The organism is Methylobacillus pratensis, from assembly GCF_054072455.1.
The window spans coordinates 881,217-906,056 of the sequence record NZ_JBSUSR010000001.1 but is presented as its reverse complement, the minus strand read 5'-3'; the positions used below and the strand labels follow the sequence as shown (position 1 = coordinate 906,056).

Below are 24,840 nucleotides of genomic sequence, written 5' to 3'. Positions count from 1 at the left end.
TGCTGGGGATTTGCATGGCTACTACTACCAATAAAGCGGACGAAGGATTCAAGTCCTATTTCACTTTCGAGAACTTGCCGCTGACGATCACGATCGCCCTCATTGCCGTTTCTTGGTTGAGCGTGCTGTCGGTGATACTGTTCGGTTAAGAAAAAACCAGGGCAATAAAAAAGGCTGCGATTGCAGCCTTTTTTATTGCAGGTAACACCTAACTGGGTCAAGCCGGAGCCAGGAAGCCCTTCATTTGCTTCATGGCTTTTTGCTCGATCTGGCGGATACGCTCGGCGGATACGCCAAACTCTTCGGCCAAGTCATGCAGGGTGGCGCTATTGCCTTCCTGTAGCCAGCGGGCTTCCACAATGCGGCGGCTGCGATCGTCCAGCTTGGCCAATGCGGTAGACAGTCCTGTCGTATGCAGTTGCTCGACTTCCTGCTCTTCCAGGATTTCGGAAGGCTCGGCATGAGTCGCCTGCAGGTAGGAGATGGGGCTGAATACATCCTCGTTCTCATCGTCCGCATTACCTTCAAGCGCAATCTCGTGCCCGGACATCCGGGCTTCCATCTCCAGCACTTCTTCAGGCTTCACATTCAATTCGCGGGCAATATGCGCCACTTCGTCCGAGTGCAGGCTGGCGGATTGCCCTTTCTTCATGCTGCGCAGGTTGAAGAACAGCTTGCGCTGGGCCTTGGTCGTGGCTACTTTCACCAGGCGCCAGTTGCGCACGATGTATTCATGAATTTCTGCCTTGATCCAGTGCATGGCAAACGACACCAGGCGCACGCCGCGCTCCGGGTCGAAGCGGCGCACTGCCTTCATGAGGCCGATGTTGCCTTCCTGGATCAAGTCGGATTGCGGCAGGCCGTAGCCCGAATAGTTGCGGGCAATGCTTGCCACCAGGCGCAAATGTGACACTACCAGAGTTTTGGCAGCCTCCAGGTCGTTTTCCTTTTGAAGGCGGGTTGCCAGCTTCAATTCCTCTTCGGCGCTGAGCACGGGAAAGCTCTTGATGGCACGCATGTACTGATCAAGGCTGTCGAAAGATGAAATTGCAGGTAATGTCATGCTGTTGGTCATATTTGAAACCTCCGTCATGGAAACGATTCTAGCACTCACTGTTTGAGAGTGCTAGTGGTGAAAAGTTTCGAGTAGAACAGAAGAATATTTCAATCATTGTCCCTGGCTTGATAGCGATCTTTCGTCATGAGGTTTGTTGCCTCCGTGGTGTGACGCCTTAATTACCTTTTAGTTTATACGGCATGAGGCGCTCGGCCTTGATGCGGTACCCGGCGAACCCCATCGCGGTATTGCTGGAGACGGTTTCCATCAAGCCGCTGACCGAGACAGGGCCATATTGCTGCGCCGCCTGGTTCAAGGTTTTCTGCTGGTCCTTGGGCAATGGCTTGGGCAGGACGATATGGATCACCTGGTTGCTGGGCGGCGGCGGAACGTGGATGCATGCGCCGAAATAAGGCACCAGCAGGAATTCGCGCACCTGTGTCCCGTTCATGTCCAAGGGCACGACGAATCCCGGAATCTGCACGTGCTGCTTGTCCAGCTTTTGTACGATGGGAGCGTCGTTCCAGGCGCTGTGCATCTGTTCCAGCGCCTTGATTGCACGCGGATCGGCGTCATCCAGCTTGTCCAGGTCCAGGCCCTTGAGCGATTTCATCGGGTCCCAGTCCGCAGGCATCATGTCGTCCCAGTCCAGGGTCTTATAGGCCGGGTTCGCTTTCGATACCGCCTTGGCTTCACCGATGCGCTCGCCCACCTTGTAATCAGCGGCCAGCGCCGAGGGGTGGCTGACGATGGCGGCGATGATGCCCAGCATCCAGAAAGTCGTTTTCATCCTCTCACTCCGATTGATTGATCCGGCCGTGCGTTTACAGCCTGGGCGTAAGGCCGTCCGCCAGCGAGAGCCTGTAGGCCATCCAGGCCGGGAACAGGCTCGCCAGCAGGCCGACCAAGGCCATGGCGGCAAGCAGGCGAAGTTCTTCCAGGCTGGGCCAACTGGCCGTCATGCTGATGCCGAAATGGGCTTGCATGATGGGGGCTGCGCAAAGAGTGGCGATAGTCAGGGCGAGCAGGCCGGTCACGATGCTGACCAGGATGACGAATATCCCTTCATACATCAACAGCAGCAGGATTTCCCTAGGTTGCGCGCCGACCGCCCGCAGGATGGCGAGCTCCCGGCGGCGCTCGTTCAGGCCAGCCATGATGACGGCGACCAAGCCGCTCAGGCTCACCACGACCACGATGGCGGATACCGCCATCAGGCTTTTTTCCGCCACGCCGACCACCTGCCATAGTTGCTCCAGCGCCAAGCCGGGCATGACGGCGAGCAAGGGCTCGTCCTTGCTTTCATTCACCATCCGTTGCACGCGGAACACGGCCGCCCGGCTTTTCAGGCCGATCAGCACGGCGGTGACGTCCTTGGGCTGCAGGTCGAATTTCTGCACGTATTGCGGCGGAATCTGGAAGCCCGGTGCCGGAGCTCCACCTACCCAGTCCAGGTGGATTGCACTGATGGCTTCCAGGCTGACATGCACGGTGCGATCGACCGGCGTGCCGGTAGGCTTGAGGATACCGACGACGGTAAACGGCTTGTCGCCATGTTCCGCCAGGCTGTCTGTGTGCATGCCCATACCGTGGCTCAGGGTGATGCGGCTGCCTACCTGGTAGCCGAGCTGCTTGGCGACATCGGCGCCCAGCACCGCGTCAAAGGTGGAGGCGAATGGCCGGCCCGCTGCGAACTCCAAGGGCAGGCGGTCGCCGTAACGATAATGCCTGAAGTAATCCTGGTTGGTGCCCAGCACAGCGAAGCCGCGATGCGAATCTCCCAGCGAGATCGGCACGCTCCAGGCCACCATGGGATGCTTTTTCAGCTTTTCGTAACTGGCCCAACTGATATTGTTGGTGGCTTCGCCGATGCGGAACACCGCGTACAGCATGAGCTGGACCGGGCTGGTGCGCGCACCCACTACCAGGTCGGTGCCGGAGACGGACAGGCCAAACCCTTGGTGCACCTGCTCGCGCAGGCGCTCCACCCCGAGCAGCAGCATGACGCTCAGAGCAATCGCCATCACGGTCATGCCCAGCGTCAGCTTGCGGTTCCAGGCGCTGTGTATTGCCAGCTTCAGCAAGTATTTCGTATTCATTCCGCCACCTGTGCGCCAACCCGGTTGAGCTCGGCAAGCGCAATGCTGCGGTCAAAGCTGGCGGCCAGCCGGTGGTCGTGGCTGACGAAGATAAGGGCGCTGGCGGAAGCGAGGCATTCCTGCATCAACAGGTCGATGAATGCCTGTTGATGGCCTGCATCGAGCGCGGAGGTGGGTTCGTCGGCGATGATGATTTCCGGCCTGCCGATCAATGCTCTGGCTGCGGCAACGCGCTGCTGCTGGCCTATGCTCAGGGTCGTCACCTTGCGGCGACTAAGCGCGGCATCGATGCGGAGCGCCGCAAGCAGGCGCTGGGCTTCCTGCTCCACGCCGCCGGCAATGTTGTGGCGCCGGTATGGCGAAAAGCGGCACGGCAGCAGGACGTTGTCCAGCACCGAGAGGTAGGGGATCAGGTTGAATTGCTGGAACAGGAGGCCGATATGGTCGGCGCGGAAACGGTCGCGCGCCGCGCCGTTCAGCGTTTCTAGTCGTTGGCTCAAGATGTCGATGGTGCCGGCCTGGGGAAGGTGCACGCCGCCGAGCAATCCCAACAGCGTGCTTTTGCCGCTGCCGCTCGGCCCGTGCAGGAAGATATGCTCACCCGGCATCACGTCCAGGGACGAGATATCGAGGCAGGGTTGCCCTGGCGTCCATTCAAACTGCAGGTTTTCGAGGTGAATGACCGGTGACGCCATACCTACCATGCGACCTGGTTTTGCCCAGGGGTGAGCCTGGCGATTTTTCGGGTTTGCCCGGCTACGACCTGGACGTCGATCTTGTGCAGGCGGGGAAACTGTTCGAACAATCGCACGCTCAATCCCTTCAATTGGCTTGGTTGGCTGCATTCATAGGCAAACTCGGCATCGAGGTCGGCGTGACGGCTGTCATGCTGATGTTTGTTATCTGCGAACAACGGCGATTCCAGGGTAATCGCCGTGCTTTTGCAACCAGCCTTGCCCGGCAGGTCAAACAGCCGGGCGGGTGTGGACAGCTGTTTTTTCAACGTGTCCACCGCTGCCTGCTCTTGCGGGTTGCGGGGAGCATGCTCGAAGCCCAGCAAGCTTTCCATGGGGCTTTCCAGCGCGAGGATCAATATCTTGCCTTCCATGGCGATGTTCAGTTTGGCGGCTCCGTGCACATGGGCATGCTGCTCATGCGCGAACGCAGGCGTCGTGGCGAGCAACAGGCTGCCGATGAATAATCCACGGATGAATAACCCGGAGTATAAATGCATAAGTCTCCTTCCTGATCCTTCTCACGCCAATGCCGTGGTTAGTGATGGTGAAGATGCTGGGCCGCCAACGACACGGCAACCCCGACTAGTATCAATGCAACCTGGACTGCGCCATCCTTCAACGAGCGTTGACGCTGCAATTCCGGCACCAGGTCCGCGACGGCAATATAGATAAAGCTCGATGCCGCGACGACCAGTATCACGGGGATCGCGGTTTGCATGGTGCCCAATGACAGCCAGCCGAGAAAGCCGCCCAGCACCATGGCTGCGCCCGACATAGCGTTGAGCAACAAAGCTCGACCTTTTGATAGGCCTGCACTCAGCAATACCATGAAATCCGACACTTCCTGGGGTATCTCGTGCAGCATAACCGTGACGGCCATCGCCCAGCCCAATGCCGGTTCGGTCAAGAAGGCGGCGGCGATCAGCACGCCATCGACAAAATTATGCAATCCGTCCCCGATCACGATCATGGACACCTTCTGATCAAGAACGGTTTCATGGGCCTCGTCGTGCGTATGCCGGTGGTCGTGTCGCCATAATGCCATTTTCTCCAGCAGGAAGAACGCCAGGATGCCGGCCAGCAATATCCAGCCGGCGTCATGGGGCGATAAGCCCGATTCGATCGCTTCAGGCAGGATGTCGGTCAAGGCGAAGGCCAGCAAGATCCCGACGGCGAATGCCACCATCTTGTCCGCGACCCGTGCCAGGAGGGTGAGCGAGACGACGGAGGAGATCAGGACTGAAACGACGCCGCCCAACAGGGTGGCAATGCAGATGGAGAGCAGGAGCATGGAGCGGCGGCGCTAATTCATCTGTACAAATGAGGGCAAGTGCTCATTCTTGCCTTGGTTCATGCGAGATTCCGGGCAGGCCATCAAAGGTCGATCCGCATGCCGATCTCGATATTGCGGCCCAGCTCGGGCGTGTAGTAACGCAGGAACGAGGTGCTGTTGCGGATTTCCGCATTGGTGACGTTGCGCATGTTGATGAAGAGGTCGCCGGTGAACCAATTGGGTACTTCGATGCTGCGGCGTAACGCGATATCGACCCGGTTGTAGCTGTCGGTGCCGGGCTCCGGCAGCATTTCGTCGCCGATGGGCATCGTGCCGGTACGCTTCTGCGCGCGGAAATGGGTCAGGCGGATATCGCTATCCCATTTGCCCATACCTGCCTGGACCAGCAAGCCATGCCGGGCGGGCGTGAGGCGCGGCACGTGGGTGTTGTCGTCCAGCATGCCGCGTACCTGGTCGGCAAATACGCTGGCGCGGAATTTGCGCATGCCGGGGATTTGAAGTGGTAAGCCAATTTCAGCTTCGTAGCCATGAAAGCTTGCATCCTGCTGTTCATAACGCATGTTGATTAGTGGTATCGATGCCAAACCGCCCGTGCAGTATTTTTGAGGTCTAAAAATATTAGCCTCCATATAGATGCAGCCAGCATTTTGTTGATAGATATAATTCTTTGCGGCATATGTGAACAGATTCAGGTTAGTTTCCAGCCTGCCCAGCTTTTGCTGCAGGCGGATATCCCAGCCATTCAATGTTTCTGTTTCTAGATCGCCGTTGCCGATATCATACGTTCTGGTTGCCAGGTGAGGCCCAAATGCGGCCAATTCCTGGATATCAGGCGCCCGCCTCGCAATCCAGCGGTTGATGGTAATGCTGCCGGTTTTATAAGCACGTTTCAATGCTAGGGAATAACTTTCCGGATTGTATTTTTTTCTAAAGTCTGCCTTCGTATAAAGCAGTGCCCCGTTCCATTTAATGGGCTGCGCAGATGCCGATAGCGTTGATTCCTCTTTCCTAATACCAAGCTCCAATTGCCAAGGATGGAAATCGAGCGTTTCGATCAGGTAAAAGCCTTTGGTGCCTATCTTCGACTCCGGTACAAACGCTTCAACACCCAAGGCCGAGAAATCGCGGTTGATACCATGGAAGCCCAGCGTACCGGTGAGGTTTGGGAACAAGCGGTGGTTGAATTCCAGCCGGTGTTCAATGACATCATTGCTAAAGCGGGTTTGTTGCATGCCATTGCTCAGTTCATCGTGATGGTAGTTGGATTTGCCGATGCGTAACGCAATGCTTTCCAGCCATTTATATGGCAAAAACAACTCTCCCTTAAGGTCGATGCGGTCTTGCTGCATGTCGATACGTACACGTTCCGCTTCCACAGCGGGTGCTCCCGGGTGGCTATGGGCTGGCCCCATCGGGATGCCGTAGTTGTTGGCGTAATGGCTTAGCGAAATGCCGACATAGCCCATCTCACCAAAAACGCTGGCGCCGACGCTCCCTCCTTTACTGCGAGCGTTCGTATTGTCGGTGTAACCATGCGTATTATTCGGCAATTCACTGCCAAAAATCTGTTTGATCGCATCCTGGTCGATCGCCATGCCCGGCACATGAATATTGTTGCTTTCACGCCCATGCACATCGACATGGAAAGCGACCTGGCCTGCCTTGGTGAGCAGTTCGGTCGCCATGATGCGCTCGTCATGGTTGGTGTTGAAGCGTAGTTGTGTCGTGACTTTGGTCTTGGTCGGCAAGCGCTCGGGGATGCGGCCGTCCGTGATTTCCACCGCGCCACCGATGGCGCCGCCGCCGTTGCGTATCGTGGCCGGACCGCGCAATACCTTGATTTCCTTGGCTAGCAGGGATTCCACCGTGGTGCCGTGGTCCGGGCTCATGGCGGAAGCGTCATGCGTGCCTACGCCGTTGACCATGACCCTGGTGCGCGGGCCGTGCTGCCCGCGGATCAGCGGCAGGCCCACGTTCGGGCCGAATGTGGCATTGGCCACGCCCAGTTCGTCCTGCAGGGTGGCGCCTAGCGTCGCTGCGCTTTTCAGCATCAGCTCCTTGCCGGAAAGGGTGCTTGACGGATCAAGCGAGTTGGTCAGTTCTTCCGGCGCAGCCTGCACTTCAATGGCATCCAGCACAATCGATGGATCTTCTTCATTTGCCTTTTCGGCAGCGAATGCCAGTACCGATGCAAAAGCGCCAGGAAAAGCCAGGGAAATCAATGCGGCAAGGCGGCAGGATCGTGATGATTTGACAGGTGGGCGCACATCTAAACCAATGCATTATCTGAAGTTTTCATGACAGCAAGCATTGTAATGCTACTATGTTGCATTATGCAACAGTGTTGTATATTATGAATTACGGCTCAGATAGTGTATCTGGGTAGGGATTTATATCTTCTTGTTTATAAAGGGAGTAATACCATGCGTCATTTAGTTGCAACTTTGTTTGTCGGTGCGAGCTTGTTCAGCGGGGCTGCATTTGCAGAGGACCTGCATGCAGGCGATATCATCGTGTCAGTGAATAATGGTCAGTTTGCAGTGGGTAGTGCTGAATCAGGATTGCACTACCAAGAAGGTACTAATTATCCTATTTTCGAGGGCGATTTCCGCGATTTTGCCCGTGGTCCTTATGCGACAAGCAACCCTGGCTTCGATAGTGCCACCAACACTTTTGCTCCTGGTTCCATCATCGGTTATCAGGCAATTGGCAACTTGTGGTCTTGGACTGGCGATGTTTGGACCAATGTGGTCAACAATGGTGAAACCATCAGTGTTGCGGGTGCCTATGGCGAAACCACCACATGGGGCGTTGATGGTATCAGCGGCGATAGTTTTGGCCTGATTGGCCAGGCTGGTTCCACAGGTAAGATTCACTCTCATCTTGATTTCAGCATCAGTTCGGCTTCAGGTTCTCCAACCGATGGCGTCTATTTCATCACCTTGCAACTGGTTTCGCTTGAGTTGCAAAATGGCGCCTTGGTACTTTCCGAGAACGGTTACCTCTCTTCTGACCCCTTCTATCTCGTGCTTAACAATGGCTTGAGTGCAAGTGACGCTCACCATGCGCTCCACGACCTGCAAGACAATCTGGTTGTAGCGGTACCTGAGCCTAGCACTTATGCCATGTTCCTGGCTGGTCTGGGTTTGATGGGCTGGCAATTGCGTCGTCGTCAACAGGCCTAATCCTGTAAGAAAAGCACCCATAAGGGTGCTTTTCTTTGAGCACCGATCGAGGAGCAAGCAATGATCAAATCTTCTATATTGGCATTCGCCATGCTGGGTTACGCCACCTTTGCCCAGGCCGTGCATTACGATGTGCGGGTTAATACCAGCAACGGTCCGGTCGCTGGCAGCAAGATCGGCATCGATTTTTATGGCGATTTTGACTTGGCTGGCAAATTGCCTGTCGATACCCAAACCGGTTACAAGATTTTCCCGGGATATTTTGATGACCTGGAAGGCGGACCGCGTGTTACGGATGATCCTGGCTTCCAATCCTTCGCCAATACTTTCAAGAATGGGGAGGAAATACATTTCAGGGCGCTGGGAACCCTATCCTACTGGGATCCGAACACCGGACTCTGGGGCGATGCGGCAAGCGGCGCAACGGTGACGCTCTATGGCGCGATCCCGACCGATGTCTGGATCAACTACATGCTGAATCCAGGCAATGCCACTTATGCGGCGCAGTACAACTACTATGCAGGAGGCACTGTCTACAGTGCGGACGGCATTGGCGGGCCGCAAACCGCTGCAATCGATGCAGCTAGCCGGAATGGGACTTTCCACTCCCATCTCGATTGGAAGCTATCTGATTCCGCACCGGCAGGGGCCTATCTTCTGACGTTGCAGATATGGTCGCCTGCCATGGAAAACGGCGAACAGAAATACATAGACTCGGACCCTTTCCATGTATTGTTCAAGTCGGCCGGCATTACTCAGGCGCAATACGATGAAGCCTTCAACCTGCGCATTGCGGCGGCAGTGCCTGAGACTGATACCTGGGCGATGCTATTAGTCGGCTTGATGCTGATGGTCGGCTGGCGCCTGAAATTAAAGCGGTAGCCGGTTTGCCTGTTGAGCCCCACACCTGATCTTGGGTGTGGGTTTTAATATATACCTTTAGTAATGCCCTGGCCCAGGGTATTTACACTCCAGTTTCCTCAAACTCCCTTCATTCGGCTCACCCACTGCAATAGATTTGCAGTGCCTGCATCAAGCCTGGATTTGCTGCGTTGCTTTCATGCCACTGGCACATTGCTTCAATCTGCCCGGTTTTACACCGCTTGCAGAAGCGTATCGGACTAGTTCTTGTGACATATGATTGTCATGTAGATGACATCAAGCTGGGTTAACTTCCTTGTTTCAGGCTCAACGATGAGCTTCGGTTTTTGCAAAGGAGATTGATCATGAGAGCTTATACATACCAGGCAGAGTATTTCACCAAGGCATCGGAGCTGAGCGACAAAAAGGCGGAGCGCCTGTTGTCCCGCATGAGCGTGCACCTGCATTCCCAGTTGATGCGGGAGGGCTATTCGCGCCAGGAGATACTGGCGATCCAGCTGCAGATCGAGGATGACCAATTGCGGGACTGGCGAGAACGTGTTGCACAAGTGCGCCGGCAGGATCAGCTATGGCTGGAGCAAAATGCGCATTTGGCTAATAGGGCGTCTCTCAACTGAGTTCGTTTTTGCTGCTGATGCTGTTGAATAAACATCATAGAATGTGTGTTTCAATTCGGCGTCATGCCGACGTCTCTTTTTGGAGACAGAGTTTTATTGTTAAAAAACATATGCTTAGATTTATATCATAAAGCGTATTTGGTAGATTGCGTCTCTTTTTGGAGACATGTCGCCAGTGAGTACATTGGGGCAAATAATATTTATTATTATTTTAATCAATGAGTTATTATGGTTGGCATGGAAGGTGCTTACTGATGAAGTGAAGTACCAGCCCGTTCATAGGGCTATCTAGAGTCCAAGCCATCCCCCCCCTGGCGGAAGACTCAAAATCCAACGCCGGGCTTTTTGCCCGGCGTTTTCATTTCATATGCCCGACATCATTCCGGCTGCATGATTGTGAATCACCTGCTTAGAAAACCCGACAAGCGGATTATTGCGGGCGCAAGGGTGTGAGCAGGCCGGAGAGGCCGTTGTGGTCCAGCTCTTGCATCAAGGCCAATAGGCGCCCAATTTCACCAGGAGGAAAGCCTTCGCGGGCAAACCAATTGAGGTAGTGCCCGGGCAGGTCGGCAATCAACCGTCCTTTGTATTTGCCGAAAGGCATGGTGCGGGTGACCAGCAACTCCAAGTCGCGAGTGTCCATCGATTACGCTTTCACCAGGCTGGAGAGGAGCGCGATGGCCGAGGGGATGTCAGGCGCACCGAGTTTTGGCGTGCAGCAAATACCTTCCAGCGAGGCGTGGGCGCGGATCAACGCCAGGACTTCCGCCAACGAGGCGGAGCCTGCCGCGGTTAGGCGCTTGTTCCTATCCAGATCAAAAATCTTCCCTTCCGCATCGATGAGCTTTGCCGATGTGGAGCCTGCTTGCCATGCCTCGAACGTACCCGCATCAGGGATGAACTCAAGCTCGGCATCGCCATGATGCTGGACCAATGCCGGCCATACGGGCGGTTGTGCAGTTGCAAGCGTCATCAGCCGCTCTTCAGTCTTGATCGGCCCGCTGCGGGCAGGAATTTGGGGACTTGCTGGCATTGTGAAGGCATGGGCGTTACCATAACGGCTTTTTGCTCCTGTTATCCAGGAACATGATTTTAAAACGCCCCTTTCAATATTGGAACAATATCGAAAGGGGCAACACTGAAAGTATATCAATGAGCAAGATCGTGATTGAAAGCAAGCCGTCCGCCGCCCGCCTGGAGCAACTGGGAGTCAGCAAGTGGCCGACCTGGTCCAAGGAAGTCTCGACATTCCCATGGGTGTTCCCCGAACAGGAAATTGCCTATGTGCTCGATGGGGAAGTGGTGATTACGCCTAACGATGGAGGCGCACCCGTGACTTTCCGCAAGGGCGACCTGGTCACTTTCCCTGCAGGCCTGCGCTGCACATGGGAAGTCAAGCAGCCCCTGCGCAAGCATTACCAGCTGGACGGCACCCTCGTCGGCCGCATTTACCGCCGCATCAAGCTGTTCTTCACACGTTAATCGCCACGCCGGCCTGTGGCTTCCATGCAGGCCGGCCCACCTTCTAGCACTCATTTTTCATTCCCTGTTAATGCACGCGGTATCGTGCATAGCGCTTGGGATCGAATCCCACGGCCAGCCATATTGCCACGGCAAAGACGGCTGCCAAGCCTATCCAGACCAGCCCGAAGTGATGCATGGCGTCCCTCATGACGCCTGCCACTATGGGCAATATCCCGGCGATCAGGTAGCCCACGCCCTGCACGCGCGCGGTGACGATGCCGGCTGCTTGTGCGTCCTCCAGGTGGTCCATGCAGATGATCAGGCTGAGCGGAAACAACGCGCCGACGCCGGCACCCGCTAGGACAACGCCGAGCCATGCGCCATTTGGCCCTGCATTCAGGCAGAGCATTCCTGCGATCGCCAGCAGCAATGCCAGGATGACCCAGGGACGCCTGTCCGCCGATCTTGCCGCCAGTTGCGACAGCACCAATCCCGAGACGACTTCAGTGGCGCTCAGCAGGGCGAGCGCCAGCCCGGCTTGGGTGGGAGGGTAGCCGAGGTCGAGGAAGTGCGGCGGCAGCCATGCCAGCATGCAGGTAAAGCCGGAGGTGCCCAGGCCGAAGAAAACCGCCAGGCGCCAGAAACGCCCGGGCGTTAGCGATGACGTATCGGCAACGGCGCCTTGCGGCGGGATGACGGGAACCAGCCGAAGGAACAGCAATAGGGCGGGGACGGCCAGCCAGCCCCAGCTGCCCAGCGCCAACGCGGCACCGGCATGCTCGAGCAATATGGGAGCGCCTGCGGCCGAGATGGCCGCCCCCGCCATGATGGCGGAGACGTAGATGCCCATGAATGAGGCGGTATGCCCAGGCCACTGCCGTTTGATGACAATCGGCAGGAAAGCCTGCGCCAGCGCGATGCCCAGGCCTGCCATGACGGCAGAAGCGATCATGGTTGCCGGGCTGTGGTCTATCAGCCTGCCCAGGGTGCTGATGCCCAGGATGAGCAGTGCGAATGAGATCAGCCGCCGTAAGTCTGCATGTCGCAAAAGCCGATGGCTTGCCAGCGCTCCCAGCCCCATCATGATGATCGGCAGGCCGTTCAGCAACGAGATCCAGCCATAGGATAGCTGCCACTGGTGGAGGAGGTAATCGGTCAGCGGGCCTATGGTGGCCATGATGGGGCGCAGGTTGATCCCCAGCACTACCAACATCACGACGATGAGCACATTGCGCCTCATTGCAATTGCTCCAAATGCAGCAGTAATTGGCGCAGGCCTTGATTGATGGCCTTCCTTTCTTGTTCCTGAACCGGACTCAGGGCGGAAGATAGCTTGGCAAGATAGCGTTCGAGCAATGGCTCGAATAGCATCCTGCCATCCGCCGTTAGTTTGACCACGGTGCTGCGCTTGTCTTGGGCATATGGCGTACGCTCCACCAATCCTTTGGATTCCAGGGTGTCCAGCCGGTTGGTCATGGCGCCCGAGGTGATCAGCAGGCGCTGGTAAAGCGCGGTCGGGGAAAGCGTCCCGCCGTTGCGGTAGAGCGTGGCGATGACATCGAACTCCCCTTGGTTCAACCCGGCATCATTGATGACCGGCATGATGTCCTTCATGAGCAGGGTGACGGTGCGCAACAGACGCGTCGCCAACTCCATATCGCGATAGTCGCGCCCGGGGCTGATGTTTTCCCAATTCGCGATCAGCCGGTCGATATGATCTTGGGCGGAGGATTGAGTTTTCATAATATCTTGATGTTAAGTTAATTTATCTCGATATTAAGATAAAATCTCCTGGCCAGCAAATCTGCAAGTTTGGCCTATCAGTATTCTCCTACGTCAACTTCAGGTGCTTCCTACTGCGCATCAGGTATCGCTCAAGCATGATGGCGCCTTCTCAATCACAGCAAGAATAATCGGGAAGCTTGTATGGAACTGTTCAAGGTATGTGTTGCATTTGACGACGGCGGGGATATCTACCTGAGTGATGCTTTCGAGCACCAGGATGATATTTGCCTGGCGCTCGACTGGCATGTGGGGCCTGCGCGGGACAGGAAACACCCCGAGCGCGTGGTGCGCCTGCCCAAGGAGCAACTCAAGGCCACTACCGATTCACTGCATTATGAATACCTGCTGCCGAGGTCGCTGCCAGCGCAATTGCGTACCGCGAGGCATGCGGCAGAAGTGCCAGCTGGCTACGCGGTGGAATTCAGCCCCAATTACATTTTTACCCTGCAATAACTCACGAAGACGCTGTGATGGCTAATGGGAAGGTGCAGCGTACGCATAGACCGCCGTCATCGCAGTTGCTGAGCGAAATGCTCCCCTGATGGTGTTCGATGGCGCGCTTGGCAATCGCCAAGCCCAAGCCATAACCGATATGTCCTGCCTTGTCCGTGCCGCGCACGCGGTAGAACGGTTGGAATACCGACTCCACTTCCGTTTCCGGCAAGCCTGGGCCATGGTCGCGCACTTCCACCGTCACGGAATGATGCTCCTGCCTGATGGATACCTCGATCGGTTCGCCGGCCTGGTTGTACTTGAGCGCATTGCGGATGATGTTCTCGAACGCGCGGCGCAGCAGCTCGTAATGGCCGTGCAATATCACTTCGTTCGACGCGTGGAACTCGATGCTGCTGCCGACGGCTTGCGCCTCGAAATTGGCGTCCTGGACAATGGTGGCGAGCAGGTCATTGAGGTTGAGCTTTTCGCTGCTTTCGCTGCTGATGCCAGATTCCAGTCGCGAAAGCGTCAGCATCTGGCCGAGCAGCTCGTCCAGCCGCTCGGTTTCACGCTCGATGCGGCTGAGCGCCGAGGCCAGCTTATCCGGCTGCTGCTGGGCCAGGCCCACCGCCAGTCGCATGCGGGCGACCGGCGAGCGCAGCTCATGCGAGACATCGTGCAGCAAGAGGCGTTGGGCATCGAGCAGGGTTTGCAGCCGCGTTGCCATATAGTCGAAATCTTCGCCCAGCTCTATCAACTCATCGTTGCGATTGCCGAGCTCCGGGCTTACGCGCGTGCTCAAGTCGCCCTCGGCAAGCCTACGGCTGGCTTGGCGCAGGAGTTTGATCGGGCGGCTCAGGTAGAGCGCAAAACCGGCGCTGAACAGCAGGCTTGCGAGCAGGGCGATGAAAATCTGCAGTTGCAGGTTGTAGCGGGGCGGGCCTGCAGAGTCTGCGCTCTCGGCGGGGATGAAGAGGATGTATTGCTTGCCGTCGCTGGCCTGCACGCGCCGCACGCTGGGGATGGGCGGGGATTTGTCCAGCGCCTGGATGGCTTGCTGCAGGGTTTCGGGCCGGACCGTGCGGTTGAGTAGATCCTTGTGGTCCTGGTCGATCACCAGGACGGTTGGCACCTTGTGCCCCGGCCAGTTATCGAACAAGGCCTTGGCGCCGGCTTCCCCGCCGTATTGCAGAGCGTTGGCGGTGATGCCGACAACGAAATCCGCCCTGCGGTCGCGCAGGAAGCCTTCTTCGCCGGAAGGGTTTCTTTCATTCAGGTAGATTGCGCCGCCGACGCCCGCAACCGTCACCAGTAATGTCAGCGAAAACCCGAGGAATATTTTCCAGAATAGCTTGCCCATGCGTATGGCCCGGTCAGGTTAGCCGGCGATGAACTGGTAGCCGACGCCGCGCACGGTCTGGATCGGCGAGCGTCCGTCTTCCAGCAGGCCCAGTTTCTGCCGCAAGTTGCTCACATGCACGTCCACGCTGCGGTCGTAGCGGGTTTCCGGCCGGCCCAGCGCCTGAGTGAAGAGGTCGGCCTTGCTGACGACGCGCCCGGCGTGGCGGGCCAGGACTTCCAGCAGGGCGTATTCGCTGGTGGTGATGTCCAGCGGTTCGCCTTTCCACTCGATAATGCGCTCGGAAGGATAGATGGCGATTTTGCCGACGCGGGTGATGTTGGGCGTGCTCTGGCTTTGCAGGGCCTCGTCGCGCACGACGACGCGGCGCTGTATGGCGCGCAGGCGCGCCACGAGCTCGCGCGGGTTGAACGGCTTGGACAGGTAGTCGTCGGCTCCCAGCTCCAGGCCTACGATACGGTCTATCTCGTCGCCTTTGGCCGTGAGCATGATCACCGGGATCTGGCTGCTGACGCGAATCAGGCGCAAGGTGTCGAAGCCGTTGAATCGGGGCATCATCACATCCAGCACCACGAGATCGTATTCGCCGGAAAGGGCAAGGCGCGCACCTTCTTCCCCGTCATGGGCGATCGTCAATGTGAAGTCCTCGGCCCCCAGGTATTCTTCCATCATCTGGCAGAGTTCGACGTCATCATCGATGAGCAGGATACGTAGCACTGTGTTCACCTTTCACTTCTTTAAAATTGCAAACGGCATTCTGCCGCAGGCTTTATAGCAGGAATCAGCATCTTACAAAGTTTTACGCACAATTACACCGATTTGACCAAAGGCAACAAACATTTAGCCGAGGTCTGGATCATAGTATGCAGACAAGGTTATTTGTCGTTCTTCACAACCAAAGGAGCATTCATCATGATCAAACCACGCAAATTCCTGGTTCCATCCCTTATCCTCGCTTCCTCCCTGCTGGCAATGAATATTGCAGTGCATGCCGAGTCGGGCCATGGCGACAAGAAATGCGACGAGGATAAAAAGCATGCCGCGTTTGGCGAGCATCGCGGTTTTTCCGAAGGGCGTTTCCTGGAGCACAAGCTCAGCAAGCTGGACCTGAGCGGCGAGCAGCAAACCCAGGTGAAGCAGATCGTCGATAAGCAGAAGCCGGTGCTGGCTGAAAAACGCCAGGCCCTGCATGCCTCGTTCAAGACCTTGGCTTCAGCCTCGGCAAACGATCAATACGATCAAAAGAAAGTGCAGGAGATCGCCAGCGAACAAGCTAAGCTGCAAGCAGATTTATTGGTGTTGCGCAGCAATACGCTGCACGAGGTTTACCAGGTGCTGACGCCCGAGCAAAAGCAGAAATGGGCCGAATTCCAATCCAAGGTACGACCCAAGCACGATGAAAAGGCTTAAGCGGGAGATTGAAAGATAAGACTCTTAAGCATCAATTTACTATGCAATAAAAATGCCCGGTCTTTGCCGGGCATTTTTATTGCGCAAGGCAATGCAACCTTGGAGCAGCTAACAAAACTCAGCGTAGCGAAGCGATCCTGGCTAGCAGCTTTTAATGAAGATGTTCCCTGATGGCGCTTGATACCAGGGGATTGAGGCCGTTATCCGGATGCTCGCCGATATGCTGCAGGATCTGCTGGCGCATCTGGGGCGCCCAGAAACGTTGCAAATGGCTCGCAATATCCTTCTTCGCTTGTTCATGGTCCGGGTAGGAACGGAAGAAATCCCCGATCTGGTTGGCCATTTTCACCAACTGCTCGATGTTCATGCTCATGCCAGCTCCTTGTGTAACAAACGTTCCGCCACGCTATAGACGACATGCTGCTCCTTGCGGGCGAACCCAACCAGGGTCAGGCCGCAGCCCTGGGCCATGCGGATCGCCAGCCCGGTAGGAGCGGAGATGGCCACCAGCATGGGAATATCCGCGCTGGCGGCTTTCTGCACCATTTCGTAGCTCGCCCGGCTGGAAGTCAGCACAAACCCCTCGCGGGACAACTGCCGCTCGGCGATGGCGCCAATCAGTTTATCGAGGGCATTGTGCCGCCCTACATCTTCCCGCACCAGCAGCACCTTGCCTTCCCGGTCCGCCCAGGCCGATGCGTGAGTCGCCCCGGTCCTGCCTTGCAACGCCTGCTGCGCCTGCAATTCGCGCTGGGCGCGGTAGATGGCTTCGGCATCGAAAGTGATATCCGCGGCTTGTATCCTGCGGGGCACCCTGATGGCCTGGTCCAGGCTTTCCGAACCGCAAAGGCCGCAGCCTGTGCGCCCTGCCATGCTGCGCCTGCGTTCCTTCAGGTGGACGAAATTCTCGCTGGCGATCTCCATCTGCAGCTCGATGCCATTGACGCGCTCGACGATGTCGATGCCGTACAGCTCCTTCGGGTCGGACAATATTCCCTCGCACAGCGAGAAGCCTAGCGCGAAATCGGTCAGGTCGTCCGGCGTGGCCAGCATGACGGCGTGCGATATGCCGTTGTAGATCATGGCAACCGGCACTTCCTCGGCGACCTGGTCCTGCAGTTCACGCAGTTCCCCATGCTCGTACTTGAGCACCGTCACACGGCTGTCGGTCGCTTCCGCTTCAATCAAGAACTCTGATGCATTCATCCTTATTCCACACGGGCTGTATCCCGTTGTTTGACCAGGGCAATCTGGTCGCTGCTGAATTCCTGGTAGTGGCGCTGCCAGTCTGACAGCTGCGACACGCGGGTGACCTGCACCGCAGTGACCTTGAATTCAGGGCAATTGGTTGCCCAGTCCGAGTTGTCGGTGGTAATGACGTTGGCGCCAGATTCCGGATGGTGGAAGGTGGTGTAGATCACGCCAGGCTGCACGCGCTCGGTAATCTTGGCACGCAGCACGGTGTTGCCCGCACGGCTGGTGATTCCCACCCAGTCGCCATCCTTGATGCCGCGGTCTTCCGCATCCTGGGGATGGATTTCCACCACATCCTCGGGATGCCAGGCGACATTGTCGGTGCGGCGTGTCTGGGCGCCCACGTTGTATTGCGACAGTATACGCCCGGTGGTGAGGATGAGGGGGTACTTGCCGTTGACCTTTTCCGAGGTCGGCACGTATTCCGTGATCATGAAGCGGCCCTTGCCGCGCACGAATTCATCCACGTGCATGATGGGCGTGCCGTCGGGATGCTCTTCGTTGCACGGCCATTGGACGCTGCCCATTTCATCCAGCTTCTTGAAGCTGACGCCATGGAAGGTCGGCGTGAGGCGCGCGATTTCGTCCAAGATTTCCGAGGCGTGTTGGTAAGGCATCGGGTAGCCCAGCGCTTCGGAAAGCAAGGCGGTGATCTGCCAATCCTCGTAGCCGTTCTTCGGCGTCATCACGCGGCGCACGGGCGAGATGCGGCGCTCGGCGTTGGTGAAGGTGCCGCTCTTTTCCAGGAAGGAGCAGCCGGGCAGGAACACGTGGGCGTACATCGCAGTCTCGTTGAGGAACAGGTCCTGTACGATCACGCATTCCATGGAGGCGAGCGCATGGGTGACGTGCTGGGTGTTGGGGTCGGACTGGGCAATGTCCTCGCCTTCGCAATACAGCGCCTTGAAGCTGCCGTCGATCGCGAAATCGAGCATGTTGGGGATGCGCAGGCCGGGTTCGTTGTCGAGCGGCCTGCCCCAGGCGGCCTCGAACAGGGCACGGGTGGCATCGTCCGACACATGGCGGTAGCCTGGGAACTCGTGCGGGAACGAGCCCATGTCGCAGGAGCCCTGCACATTGTTCTGCCCGCGCAATGGATTCACTCCCACGCCTTCGCGCCCGATGTTGCCGGTCGCCATCGCGAGGTTGGCGATGCCCATCACCATGGTCGAGCCCTGGCTATGCTCGGTGACGCCCAGGCCGTAGTAGATCGCGGCATTGCCGCCGGTGGCGAACAGGCGTGCGGCGGCGCGAACGTCGGCCGCAGGCACGCCGATGGCTTCCTGCATGGCTTCCGGCGAATGTTCGGGTTGCGCGACGAATTCGCTCCAGTATTGGTAGGAATCCCACTCGCAGCGCTCCTTGACGAAGGCTTCATCGGCCAGGCCTTCGGTGACGACCACATGCGCCAGTGCGGTGATCAACGCGACGTTGGTGCCTGGACGCAGTTTCAGGTGGTAATCCGCCTTGACGTGCGGGCCGGATACTAAGTCGATCGCGCGCGGATCGGCGATGATGAGTTTCGCGCCTTCGCGCAGCCTGCGCTTCATCTGCGAGCCGAATACTGGATGGCCGTCGGTCGGGTTGGCGCCGATGACCATGATCACGTCGGATTGCATGATGGAGTCGAAAGTCTGCGTGCCGGCGGATTCGCCCAGGGTTTGCTTGAGGCCGTAGCCGGTAGGCGAGTGGCAGACGCGGGCGCAGGTGTCGACGTTGTTGTTGCCGAATGCGGCGCGCACCAGTTTCTGCACCAGATAGGTTTCCTCATTGGTGCAGCGTGAGGACGTAATCGCGCCGATGGAGTTGCGCCCATGCTTGGCCTGGATGCGCTTGAGCTCGCTGGCGGCGTAGCCGATCGCTTCCTCCCAGCTCACTTCCTGCCATGGGTCGTGGATGCTCTTGCGTATCATGGGCGTGGTAATGCGGTCGCGATGGGTGGCATAGCCCCAGGCGAATCGGCCCTTGACGCAGGAGTGGCCGTGGTTGGCGCCGCCGTTCTTGTCCGGCACCATGCGCACCACCTGCTCGCCCTTCATCTCGGCGCGGAATGAGCAGCCGACGCCGCAGTAGGCGCAGGTCGTGATGATGCTGTGCTCGGGCTGGCCGTGCTCGACCACGGTTTTTTCCATCAATGTCGCGGTGGGGCAGGCGGCGACGCAGGCGCCGCAGGAGACGCATTCCGAATCGAGGAAATTGTCGAAATTCCCCGCGGCAACCTTGGAGTCGAACCCGCGGCCCTGGATGGTGAGCGCGAAGGTGCCTTGCGTTTCCTCGCAGGCGCGTACGCAGCGCGAGCAGACGATGCACTTGGATGCGTCGAACTGGAAATAGGGGTTGCTGATATCCTTGCCGGCAGCCAGGTGGTTTTCGCCGTCGTAGCCGTAGCGTACTTCGCGCAAGCCCACTGCGCCGGCCATGTCCTGCAGTTCGCAATCGCCGTTGGCGGAGCAGGTGAGGCAGTCCAATGGATGGTCGGAGATATAGAGTTCCATCACGCCGCGGCGGATGTCGGCGAGCTTGGGCGTTTGCGTATGCACCTTCAGCCCTTCATCGACCGGGGTGGTGCAGGAGGCGGGATAGCCGCGCCTGCCTTCAATCTCCACCAGGCAGAGCCTGCATGAGCCGAACGGCTCCAGGCTATCCGTGGCGCAGAGCTTGGGAATGCTGACCCCTGCCTCCATCGCGGCGCGCATGATCGATGTACCTTTGGCGACGGTGACTTGCATGCCGTCAATTTCCAGCGTGACTTGCTGCTCAGTTGTCCGGCTCGCTGGGGTGCCGTAATCCGCTTGCTTGTCCATCACTTTCTCCTCTTGACCTCTGTGGCAACCCCCGCTTTTTTATGTGGGGCAGGTGGTTTGCCGGATATTTGCTGCGTTAACTCATGCCGCGCGTTCCTTCTTGCGTAAGCCGAAATCCTCAGGAAAATGGTTGAGCGCGCTCAATACCGGGTAGGGCGTCATGCCGCCCAGCGCGCAGAGCGAGCCATTGAGCATGGTGTCGCTCAGGTCCCGTACCAGGGAGACGCTTTGCGCATGCTCTGTGCCCGCGATGATCTTGTCCATGACTTCCACGCCGCGGGTGGAGCCGATGCGGCATGGCGTGCATTTGCCGCAGGATTCCACGGCGCAGAATTCAAAGGCGTAACGCGCCATGTGCGCCATATCGACGGTATCGTCAAAGGCGACAATGCCGCCGTGGCCCAGCACGGCCCACAATTTGCCGAATTCCTCATAGTCCAGCGGGGTGTCGAATTGCGATTCCGGCAGGTAGGCACCCAGCGGGCCGCCGACCTGCACGGCCTTGATCGGCCTGCCGCTGGCGGAGCCGCCGCCGTAGTCGTACAACAATTCGCGCAGGGTGACGCCAAAGGCTTTTTCCACCAGGCCGCCATGCTTGATATTGCCTGCGAGCTGGATCGGCAACGTGCCGCGGGAGCGGCCCATGCCGTAGTCGCGGTAATAGACGCTGCCCTTGTCGAGGATGATAGGCACGCTGGCGAGGGAGATGACGTTGTTGATGACGGTCGGCTTGCCGAACAGGCCGGAAATGGCGGGTAGCGGTGGCTTGAAACGCACCAGCCCGCGCTTGCCTTCCAGGCTTTCCAGCAAGGCGGTTTCCTCGCCGCAGACATAGGCGCCTGCGGCACGGCGCACTTCCAGGTAGAAATCATGTCGGCTACCGAGAATGCCCCGCCCGAGATAACCGGCCTCATAGGCGCTCTTGAGCGCCAGGTTGAGCGCGGCGATCGAGTGCGGGTATTCCGAGCGCACATAGATGTAGCCTTGCGTGGCGCCGACGGCAATGCCTGCGATCGTCATGCCCTCGATCAGGACGAAAGGGTCGCCTTCCATGATCATGCGGTCGGAGAATGTCCCCGAATCGCCTTCGTCTGCGTTGCAGACAATATATTTTTGCTCGGCTGGCGCTTCCAGTACCGTCTTCCACTTGATGCCGGTCGGGAATGCGGCGCCGCCGCGCCCGCGCAGGCCGGAATCGGTGACCTGTTGCACGATGTCTTGCGGCGCCATATCAATCGCGTTGCGCAGGCCTTTGTAGCCGTCATGGGCAATGTAGTCCTGCAGCGACACCGGGTCGGTGATGCCGACGCGCGCAAAGGTCAGGCGCTCCTGGTGCTTCATCCAGGGCAGCTCCTCCGTCGGGCCCAGGTTCAGCGCATGCTGTCCGCCATCAAGAAAACCCGCGTCAAACAGGGATGCCACCTGGTCAGGCGTGACGGGGCCGTAGGCGATGCGCCCCGCATGCGGGGCGACCTCGACCAATGGCTCGAGCCAGAACATGCCGCGTGAGCCATTACGGATGATATTCAGGGGAATGTTGCGCGATTCGGCTTCCTTGGCGATGGTGGCGGCCACCAGGTTGGCGCCCAGCGAAAGGGCGCTGGAATCGCGGGGAATGTAAACGGTATTCATAGATTGTCCCTCCGTGCGTCGGCGAGAAGGGATTCGACTTGCTGAGGGCTGACGCGGCCGTAGATTTCGTCGTCGAGCATGATGGCGGGAGAGCAGGCGCAGTTGCCGAGACAGTAAACGGGTTCCAGCGTAATGCTGCCGTCGCTGGTGGTTTCATGGTAGTCAATACCCAGCGAGGACTTCACATGGGTTTCCAGCGCGCCGCAACCCATGGCCTGGCACGACTCGGCGCGGCATACCTGCAGGACATGCCTGCCTGGCGGCTTAGTGCGGAAATGGTGATAAAACGTCACCACGCCATGGACTTCCGCGACAGAGAGATTAAGCGCCTTGGCGATCAAGCCGTAGCACTCCTCCGGGATATAGCTTAAATCGTCCTGAATCGCATGCAACAAGGGCATTAACGCACCGGCCATGTGTTGATGCGATTCGATGTGCGATTTAATGCGTGCCATCTGGTCATGCATTACTTTCTCCTCGAATCCACCAGAACCTGTTCAAGGTCTTTTTATCGGTACGCATGACTTCAAAACGCGTCCGATCAAGACGCAGTCCGCAGAGGATGCTTACTGCCCTCGTCAAGGACTGCAACGCAGAGCGGGCGCGTTTTCAAGCCATGCCCTGCGGGTTGATCCGGTAAGGCAGCCGCTGCTGCGTTGCAAATCCTCCCCGTGCAATCAGCACGCCTGTGGTTTGCGCCTTGCTTCGGCTGCCTTACCGGATCAACGTATCCCATAAAAAGACCTTGAACAGGTTCTAACTACGAATACGTTATTGTTATGCTTGCTTTGCTTATAGTACGAACTATATACCGAATTGTACACGGTCGGACAATAAAAACTACATGCGAAGTAGGGCTATTTTCAGCCGTAAATAACGGCTTTCAGGTCAATTATTGCGATGATTCCAGCGTTATCTCGTGAAATCCATCCGCTGAGCGCGCTATACCCGACCGTGTAAACATAAGACAGCAATATTCGACAATGGTTTGAAATCGGCCTGCGTCAGCATGCTGATGATGCCGGAGAGGTGTTACAGCTTCTGCACTTCCGTTTCGCTCGGCATCAGGACGCTGCCGTCGCCGCCTTGTGGGGCCATATAAGCGATAGGCTGCTTGGTTTTTCGGTCGATCAGCAGGGAGTGATGTTCTTCCTGGGTAAATAAATGGCGTTCCCCCCATTGCCGCAAGGCCACCACCACCGGAAACAGGCTTTCCCCCTTGGGCGTCAGCACGTATTCCTGATAGGCAGTGCCATCTGAAGCCGGTCGGGTTTTCAGGATGCCTGCATCGACCAACCGGCGCAGACGGTCGGACAGGATGTTGCGGGCCACGCCCAGGCTGCGCTGGAAATCGCCGAAGCGGTGCATGCCGTCGAAAACGTCACGCACGATGAGCAGAGACCAACGGTCGCCAACCACATCGACAGAGCGTGCTACGGGGCAGGTTTCAGGTTTTTTCGGGTTGCGGCGAGGCATGGTGTTCCCTTCGTCGGGATGTCTGAATTCAAGTTGCATTTTAAAACTAGATTATCTACCATTCAATGGGTTTTATTTTGAAACTAGATTGGTAGTAATGAAGCATCCCGTCCTAATTCCTGCATCGATGCGCCATGGCAATACGATGGAACCGCCAGCGCGCATGTCGTCGAGCATGGTCTTGCTATTCGCTATCGCTAGCGGTTTGAGCGTAGCCAATGTGTATTACGCCCAGCCGCTGCTGGATGCACTGGCGCTGGAGTTCGGCATCAGCCATGCAGCGGTCGGCGGCGTGGTCACCGCAACGCAAGTCGGCTGCATCCTGGCTTTGCTGTTTCTCGTGCCGTTGGGCGACCGGGTGGATCGCCGCCGTCTCATGGTCGTGCAGTTGCTATTGCTGGGGGTGATGCTGGGCATGGTGGGGTTGGCGCAATCCGTCATGATGCTGCTGGCTGGCATGCTTGGCGTCGGCTTGCTGGGCACGGCAATGACGCAAGGGCTGATTGCCTACGCGGCTTCTGCCTCCGCGCCGCATGAGCAAGGGCGCGTGCTCGGTGCGGCGCAAGGCGGCGTGTTCGTCGGCCTGTTGCTGGCCCGCGTATTTGCCGGCGGCATCAGCGACCTGGCCGGCTGGCGAGGGGTGTATGCCTGTTCCGCGGCGTTGATGCTGGTGCTCGCGTGGCCGTTATGGCGGCGGCTGCCAGCGCTGCCTGTTATGTCTAATACATTAAGCTACCCGCGCCTGATTGCTTCAATGCTGGTATTGCTGCGGGATGAGCGGGTATTGCAGATTCGCGGGATGCTGGCGCTGCTGATGTTTGCCGCCTTCAATATCTTCTGGGTTGCGCTCGTGCTGCCGTTGAGCGCGCCGCCTTATGGCTTTTCGCATACCGCGATCGGCGCTTTCGGGCTGGTCGGTGTAGCGGGCGCCCTGGCTGCTGCGCGCGCCGGGCAATGGGCAGACCGCGGATGCGGCCAGCGTACCACTGCCGCCGCGTTGGCGGTATTGCTGCTGGCATGGTGGCCGCTGTCGTTGATGCAATGGTCGTTGTGGGCGCTGGTCACCGGCATTGTATTGCTGGACTTCGGCGGGCAGGCGCTGCATGTCACCAACCAGAGCATGATCCTGCGCATCCGTCCGGAAGCGCATGGCCGGCTGGTCGGCCTTTATATGCTGTTCTACGCGGTCGGCAGCGGGCTGGGTGCGATTGGCACGACGGCGACCTATGCTCATGCGGGTTGGCAAGGCGTGTGTATATTGGGCGCCGGGGTCAGCCTGTTGGCATTGGTATTCTGGGCTGCAACCTAGCGCTATATGCCGGAGGCAGCCAATGCGCCGGCAGGTTGTG

At 57.9% G+C, this 24,840-nt stretch carries 27 protein-coding genes; 8 read left to right on the top strand and 19 right to left on the bottom strand.

Annotated elements, in window-relative coordinates; all coding sequences use genetic code 11:
• Window positions 1-14 precede the first annotated feature (14 nt).
• Complete coding sequence (locus ACW4YW_RS04100; RefSeq protein WP_457136391.1) at window positions 15-149, top strand: hypothetical protein; 135 nt, start codon at window positions 15-17, stop codon at window positions 147-149.
• Window positions 150-217: 68 nt separating this feature from the next.
• Here ACW4YW_RS04100 and rpoH read toward each other — a convergent pair whose 3' ends face one another.
• The 7 genes from rpoH to ACW4YW_RS04065 all read right to left on the bottom strand — a co-directional run bounded on the left by rpoH (window position 218) and on the right by ACW4YW_RS04065 (window position 7,454).
• A complete protein-coding gene (rpoH, locus tag ACW4YW_RS04095; RefSeq protein WP_457136390.1) occupies window positions 218-1,075 on the bottom strand; it encodes an RNA polymerase sigma factor RpoH in 858 nt (285 codons plus the stop codon).
• 157 nt (window positions 1,076-1,232) lie between these two features.
• Window positions 1,233-1,847, bottom strand: coding sequence for a DUF3299 domain-containing protein (locus ACW4YW_RS04090; protein ID WP_457136389.1), 615 nt, complete (start codon window positions 1,845-1,847; stop codon window positions 1,233-1,235).
• A 34-nt stretch (window positions 1,848-1,881) separates the two neighbouring features.
• Entirely contained in the window at window positions 1,882-3,156 is a 1,275-nt protein-coding gene (locus ACW4YW_RS04085; RefSeq protein WP_457136388.1) for an ABC transporter permease, read from the bottom strand.
• Complete coding sequence (locus ACW4YW_RS04080; protein ID WP_457136387.1) at window positions 3,153-3,851, bottom strand: ATP-binding cassette domain-containing protein; 699 nt, start codon at window positions 3,849-3,851, stop codon at window positions 3,153-3,155. Before ACW4YW_RS04080 ends, ACW4YW_RS04085 begins: the two co-directional genes overlap by 4 nt.
• Window positions 3,852-3,853: 2 nt before the next feature.
• Window positions 3,854-4,390: a DUF2796 domain-containing protein gene (locus ACW4YW_RS04075; protein WP_457136386.1), complete on the bottom strand. Its 537-nt coding sequence runs from the start codon at window positions 4,388-4,390 to the stop codon at window positions 3,854-3,856.
• A gap of 38 nt (window positions 4,391-4,428) precedes the next feature.
• Window positions 4,429-5,184, bottom strand: a complete 756-nt coding sequence (locus tag ACW4YW_RS04070) for a ZIP family metal transporter (RefSeq protein WP_457136385.1) — start codon at window positions 5,182-5,184, stop codon at window positions 4,429-4,431.
• Between the two features lie 83 nt (window positions 5,185-5,267).
• On the bottom strand, window positions 5,268-7,454 hold the full coding sequence (locus tag ACW4YW_RS04065) for a TonB-dependent receptor (RefSeq protein ID WP_457136384.1): 2,187 nt from the start codon (window positions 7,452-7,454) through the stop codon (window positions 5,268-5,270).
• A gap of 156 nt (window positions 7,455-7,610) precedes the next feature.
• On the opposite strand from ACW4YW_RS04065, the gene ACW4YW_RS04060 reads away from it, so the two are divergent.
• From ACW4YW_RS04060 to ACW4YW_RS04050, 3 genes are all read left to right on the top strand, one after another.
• Window positions 7,611-8,372: a PEP-CTERM sorting domain-containing protein gene (locus ACW4YW_RS04060; RefSeq protein ID WP_457136383.1), complete on the top strand. Its 762-nt coding sequence runs from the start codon at window positions 7,611-7,613 to the stop codon at window positions 8,370-8,372.
• A 60-nt stretch (window positions 8,373-8,432) separates the two neighbouring features.
• Window positions 8,433-9,254, top strand: coding sequence for a PEP-CTERM sorting domain-containing protein (locus ACW4YW_RS04055; RefSeq protein WP_457136382.1), 822 nt, complete (start codon window positions 8,433-8,435; stop codon window positions 9,252-9,254).
• 344 nt (window positions 9,255-9,598) lie between these two features.
• Window positions 9,599-9,871: a hypothetical protein gene (locus ACW4YW_RS04050; RefSeq protein WP_287112027.1), complete on the top strand. Its 273-nt coding sequence runs from the start codon at window positions 9,599-9,601 to the stop codon at window positions 9,869-9,871.
• A gap of 430 nt (window positions 9,872-10,301) precedes the next feature.
• Here ACW4YW_RS04050 and ACW4YW_RS04045 read toward each other — a convergent pair whose 3' ends face one another.
• Window positions 10,302-10,514, bottom strand: coding sequence for a DUF3820 family protein (locus ACW4YW_RS04045; protein WP_287112028.1), 213 nt, complete (start codon window positions 10,512-10,514; stop codon window positions 10,302-10,304).
• Window positions 10,515-10,517: 3 nt separating this feature from the next.
• Window positions 10,518-10,904: a DUF4144 family protein gene (locus tag ACW4YW_RS04040; RefSeq protein ID WP_457136381.1), complete on the bottom strand. Its 387-nt coding sequence runs from the start codon at window positions 10,902-10,904 to the stop codon at window positions 10,518-10,520.
• Window positions 10,905-11,023: 119 nt separating this feature from the next.
• On the opposite strand from ACW4YW_RS04040, the gene ACW4YW_RS04035 reads away from it, so the two are divergent.
• On the top strand, window positions 11,024-11,353 hold the full coding sequence (locus ACW4YW_RS04035) for a cupin domain-containing protein (RefSeq protein ID WP_457136380.1): 330 nt from the start codon (window positions 11,024-11,026) through the stop codon (window positions 11,351-11,353).
• A 67-nt stretch (window positions 11,354-11,420) separates the two neighbouring features.
• Here ACW4YW_RS04035 and ACW4YW_RS04030 read toward each other — a convergent pair whose 3' ends face one another.
• Together ACW4YW_RS04030 and ACW4YW_RS04025 are read right to left on the bottom strand one after the other, a co-directional pair.
• Complete coding sequence (locus ACW4YW_RS04030) at window positions 11,421-12,575, bottom strand: MFS transporter (protein WP_457136379.1); 1,155 nt, start codon at window positions 12,573-12,575, stop codon at window positions 11,421-11,423.
• The gene (locus tag ACW4YW_RS04025) at window positions 12,572-13,078 is read right to left on the bottom strand and encodes a MarR family winged helix-turn-helix transcriptional regulator (protein WP_457136378.1); all 507 of its coding nucleotides are present in this window, start codon (window positions 13,076-13,078) and stop codon (window positions 12,572-12,574) included. Before ACW4YW_RS04025 ends, ACW4YW_RS04030 begins: the two co-directional genes overlap by 4 nt.
• Window positions 13,079-13,261: 183 nt before the next feature.
• Here ACW4YW_RS04025 and ACW4YW_RS04020 point away from each other — a divergent pair, with 183 nt between their 5' ends.
• Complete coding sequence (locus ACW4YW_RS04020) at window positions 13,262-13,573, top strand: hypothetical protein (RefSeq protein WP_457136377.1); 312 nt, start codon at window positions 13,262-13,264, stop codon at window positions 13,571-13,573.
• Between the two features lies 1 nt (window position 13,574).
• Here the strand turns inward: ACW4YW_RS04020 and ACW4YW_RS04015 are convergent, their stop codons facing one another.
• Entirely contained in the window at window positions 13,575-14,915 is a 1,341-nt protein-coding gene (locus ACW4YW_RS04015) for a sensor histidine kinase (RefSeq protein WP_457136376.1), read from the bottom strand.
• Between the two features lie 18 nt (window positions 14,916-14,933).
• Window positions 14,934-15,632: a response regulator gene (locus ACW4YW_RS04010; protein ID WP_457136503.1), complete on the bottom strand. Its 699-nt coding sequence runs from the start codon at window positions 15,630-15,632 to the stop codon at window positions 14,934-14,936.
• A gap of 195 nt (window positions 15,633-15,827) precedes the next feature.
• Between ACW4YW_RS04010 and ACW4YW_RS04005 the strand changes: the two genes are divergently transcribed.
• Complete coding sequence (locus tag ACW4YW_RS04005; RefSeq protein WP_457136375.1) at window positions 15,828-16,325, top strand: Spy/CpxP family protein refolding chaperone; 498 nt, start codon at window positions 15,828-15,830, stop codon at window positions 16,323-16,325.
• 151 nt (window positions 16,326-16,476) lie between these two features.
• Here the strand turns inward: ACW4YW_RS04005 and ACW4YW_RS04000 are convergent, their stop codons facing one another.
• From ACW4YW_RS04000 to ACW4YW_RS03975, 6 genes are all read right to left on the bottom strand, one after another.
• Complete coding sequence (locus ACW4YW_RS04000; protein WP_457136374.1) at window positions 16,477-16,698, bottom strand: formate dehydrogenase subunit delta; 222 nt, start codon at window positions 16,696-16,698, stop codon at window positions 16,477-16,479.
• The gene (fdhD, locus tag ACW4YW_RS03995; protein ID WP_407995188.1) at window positions 16,695-17,531 is read right to left on the bottom strand and encodes a formate dehydrogenase accessory sulfurtransferase FdhD; all 837 of its coding nucleotides are present in this window, start codon (window positions 17,529-17,531) and stop codon (window positions 16,695-16,697) included. Before fdhD ends, ACW4YW_RS04000 begins: the two co-directional genes overlap by 4 nt.
• 2 nt (window positions 17,532-17,533) lie before the next feature.
• Window positions 17,534-20,383 carry a formate dehydrogenase subunit alpha gene (gene fdhF / locus ACW4YW_RS03990; RefSeq protein ID WP_457136373.1) on the bottom strand — a complete coding sequence of 950 codons (2,850 nt, stop codon included), beginning with the start codon at window positions 20,381-20,383 and terminating at the stop codon, window positions 17,534-17,536.
• Window positions 20,384-20,464: 81 nt separating this feature from the next.
• Window positions 20,465-22,015: a formate dehydrogenase beta subunit gene (locus ACW4YW_RS03985; protein ID WP_457136372.1), complete on the bottom strand. Its 1,551-nt coding sequence runs from the start codon at window positions 22,013-22,015 to the stop codon at window positions 20,465-20,467.
• Window positions 22,012-22,482 carry a formate dehydrogenase subunit gamma gene (locus ACW4YW_RS03980; protein WP_457136371.1) on the bottom strand — a complete coding sequence of 157 codons (471 nt, stop codon included), beginning with the start codon at window positions 22,480-22,482 and terminating at the stop codon, window positions 22,012-22,014. The genes ACW4YW_RS03985 and ACW4YW_RS03980 overlap by 4 nt, the downstream gene beginning before the upstream one ends.
• Before the next feature lie 565 nt (window positions 22,483-23,047).
• Entirely contained in the window at window positions 23,048-23,491 is a 444-nt protein-coding gene (locus tag ACW4YW_RS03975; RefSeq protein ID WP_457136370.1) for a winged helix-turn-helix transcriptional regulator, read from the bottom strand.
• Window positions 23,492-23,636: 145 nt separating this feature from the next.
• Here ACW4YW_RS03975 and ACW4YW_RS03970 point away from each other — a divergent pair, with 145 nt between their 5' ends.
• Window positions 23,637-24,800 (top strand): MFS transporter, encoded by a 1,164-nt coding sequence (locus ACW4YW_RS03970; protein ID WP_457136369.1) that lies wholly within the window; start codon window positions 23,637-23,639, stop codon window positions 24,798-24,800.
• The last annotated feature ends 40 nt before the right edge of the window (window positions 24,801-24,840 follow it).

Excerpts from the sequence above, each read along its gene's own strand:
- ACW4YW_RS04100 (WP_457136391.1), top strand. The coding sequence starts at position 15 with ATGGCTACTACTACCAATAAAGCGGACGAAGGATTCAAGTCCTATTTC.
- rpoH (WP_457136390.1), bottom strand. The coding sequence starts at position 1,075 with ATGACCAACAGCATGACATTACCTGCAATTTCATCTTTCGACAGCCTT.
- ACW4YW_RS04090 (WP_457136389.1), bottom strand. The coding sequence starts at position 1,847 with ATGAAAACGACTTTCTGGATGCTGGGCATCATCGCCGCCATCGTCAGC.
- ACW4YW_RS04085 (WP_457136388.1), bottom strand. The coding sequence starts at position 3,156 with ATGAATACGAAATACTTGCTGAAGCTGGCAATACACAGCGCCTGGAAC.
- ACW4YW_RS04080 (WP_457136387.1), bottom strand. The coding sequence starts at position 3,851 with ATGGCGTCACCGGTCATTCACCTCGAAAACCTGCAGTTTGAATGGACG.
- ACW4YW_RS04075 (WP_457136386.1), bottom strand. The coding sequence starts at position 4,390 with ATGCATTTATACTCCGGGTTATTCATCCGTGGATTATTCATCGGCAGC.
- ACW4YW_RS04070 (WP_457136385.1), bottom strand. The coding sequence starts at position 5,184 with ATGCTCCTGCTCTCCATCTGCATTGCCACCCTGTTGGGCGGCGTCGTT.
- ACW4YW_RS04060 (WP_457136383.1), top strand. The coding sequence starts at position 7,611 with ATGCGTCATTTAGTTGCAACTTTGTTTGTCGGTGCGAGCTTGTTCAGC.
- ACW4YW_RS04055 (WP_457136382.1), top strand. The coding sequence starts at position 8,433 with ATGATCAAATCTTCTATATTGGCATTCGCCATGCTGGGTTACGCCACC.
- ACW4YW_RS04050 (WP_287112027.1), top strand. The coding sequence starts at position 9,599 with ATGAGAGCTTATACATACCAGGCAGAGTATTTCACCAAGGCATCGGAG.
- ACW4YW_RS04045 (WP_287112028.1), bottom strand. The coding sequence starts at position 10,514 with ATGGACACTCGCGACTTGGAGTTGCTGGTCACCCGCACCATGCCTTTC.
- ACW4YW_RS04040 (WP_457136381.1), bottom strand. The coding sequence starts at position 10,904 with ATGCCAGCAAGTCCCCAAATTCCTGCCCGCAGCGGGCCGATCAAGACT.
- ACW4YW_RS04035 (WP_457136380.1), top strand. The coding sequence starts at position 11,024 with ATGAGCAAGATCGTGATTGAAAGCAAGCCGTCCGCCGCCCGCCTGGAG.
- ACW4YW_RS04030 (WP_457136379.1), bottom strand. The coding sequence starts at position 12,575 with ATGAGGCGCAATGTGCTCATCGTCGTGATGTTGGTAGTGCTGGGGATC.
- ACW4YW_RS04025 (WP_457136378.1), bottom strand. The coding sequence starts at position 13,078 with ATGAAAACTCAATCCTCCGCCCAAGATCATATCGACCGGCTGATCGCG.
- ACW4YW_RS04020 (WP_457136377.1), top strand. The coding sequence starts at position 13,262 with ATGGAACTGTTCAAGGTATGTGTTGCATTTGACGACGGCGGGGATATC.
- ACW4YW_RS04015 (WP_457136376.1), bottom strand. The coding sequence starts at position 14,915 with ATGGGCAAGCTATTCTGGAAAATATTCCTCGGGTTTTCGCTGACATTA.
- ACW4YW_RS04005 (WP_457136375.1), top strand. The coding sequence starts at position 15,828 with ATGATCAAACCACGCAAATTCCTGGTTCCATCCCTTATCCTCGCTTCC.
- ACW4YW_RS04000 (WP_457136374.1), bottom strand. The coding sequence starts at position 16,698 with ATGAGCATGAACATCGAGCAGTTGGTGAAAATGGCCAACCAGATCGGG.
- fdhD (WP_407995188.1), bottom strand. The coding sequence starts at position 17,531 with ATGAATGCATCAGAGTTCTTGATTGAAGCGGAAGCGACCGACAGCCGT.
- fdhF (WP_457136373.1), bottom strand. The coding sequence starts at position 20,383 with ATGGACAAGCAAGCGGATTACGGCACCCCAGCGAGCCGGACAACTGAG.
- ACW4YW_RS03985 (WP_457136372.1), bottom strand. The coding sequence starts at position 22,015 with ATGAATACCGTTTACATTCCCCGCGATTCCAGCGCCCTTTCGCTGGGC.
- ACW4YW_RS03980 (WP_457136371.1), bottom strand. The coding sequence starts at position 22,482 with ATGCATGACCAGATGGCACGCATTAAATCGCACATCGAATCGCATCAA.
- ACW4YW_RS03975 (WP_457136370.1), bottom strand. The coding sequence starts at position 23,491 with ATGCCTCGCCGCAACCCGAAAAAACCTGAAACCTGCCCCGTAGCACGC.
- ACW4YW_RS03970 (WP_457136369.1), top strand. The coding sequence starts at position 23,637 with ATGGAACCGCCAGCGCGCATGTCGTCGAGCATGGTCTTGCTATTCGCT.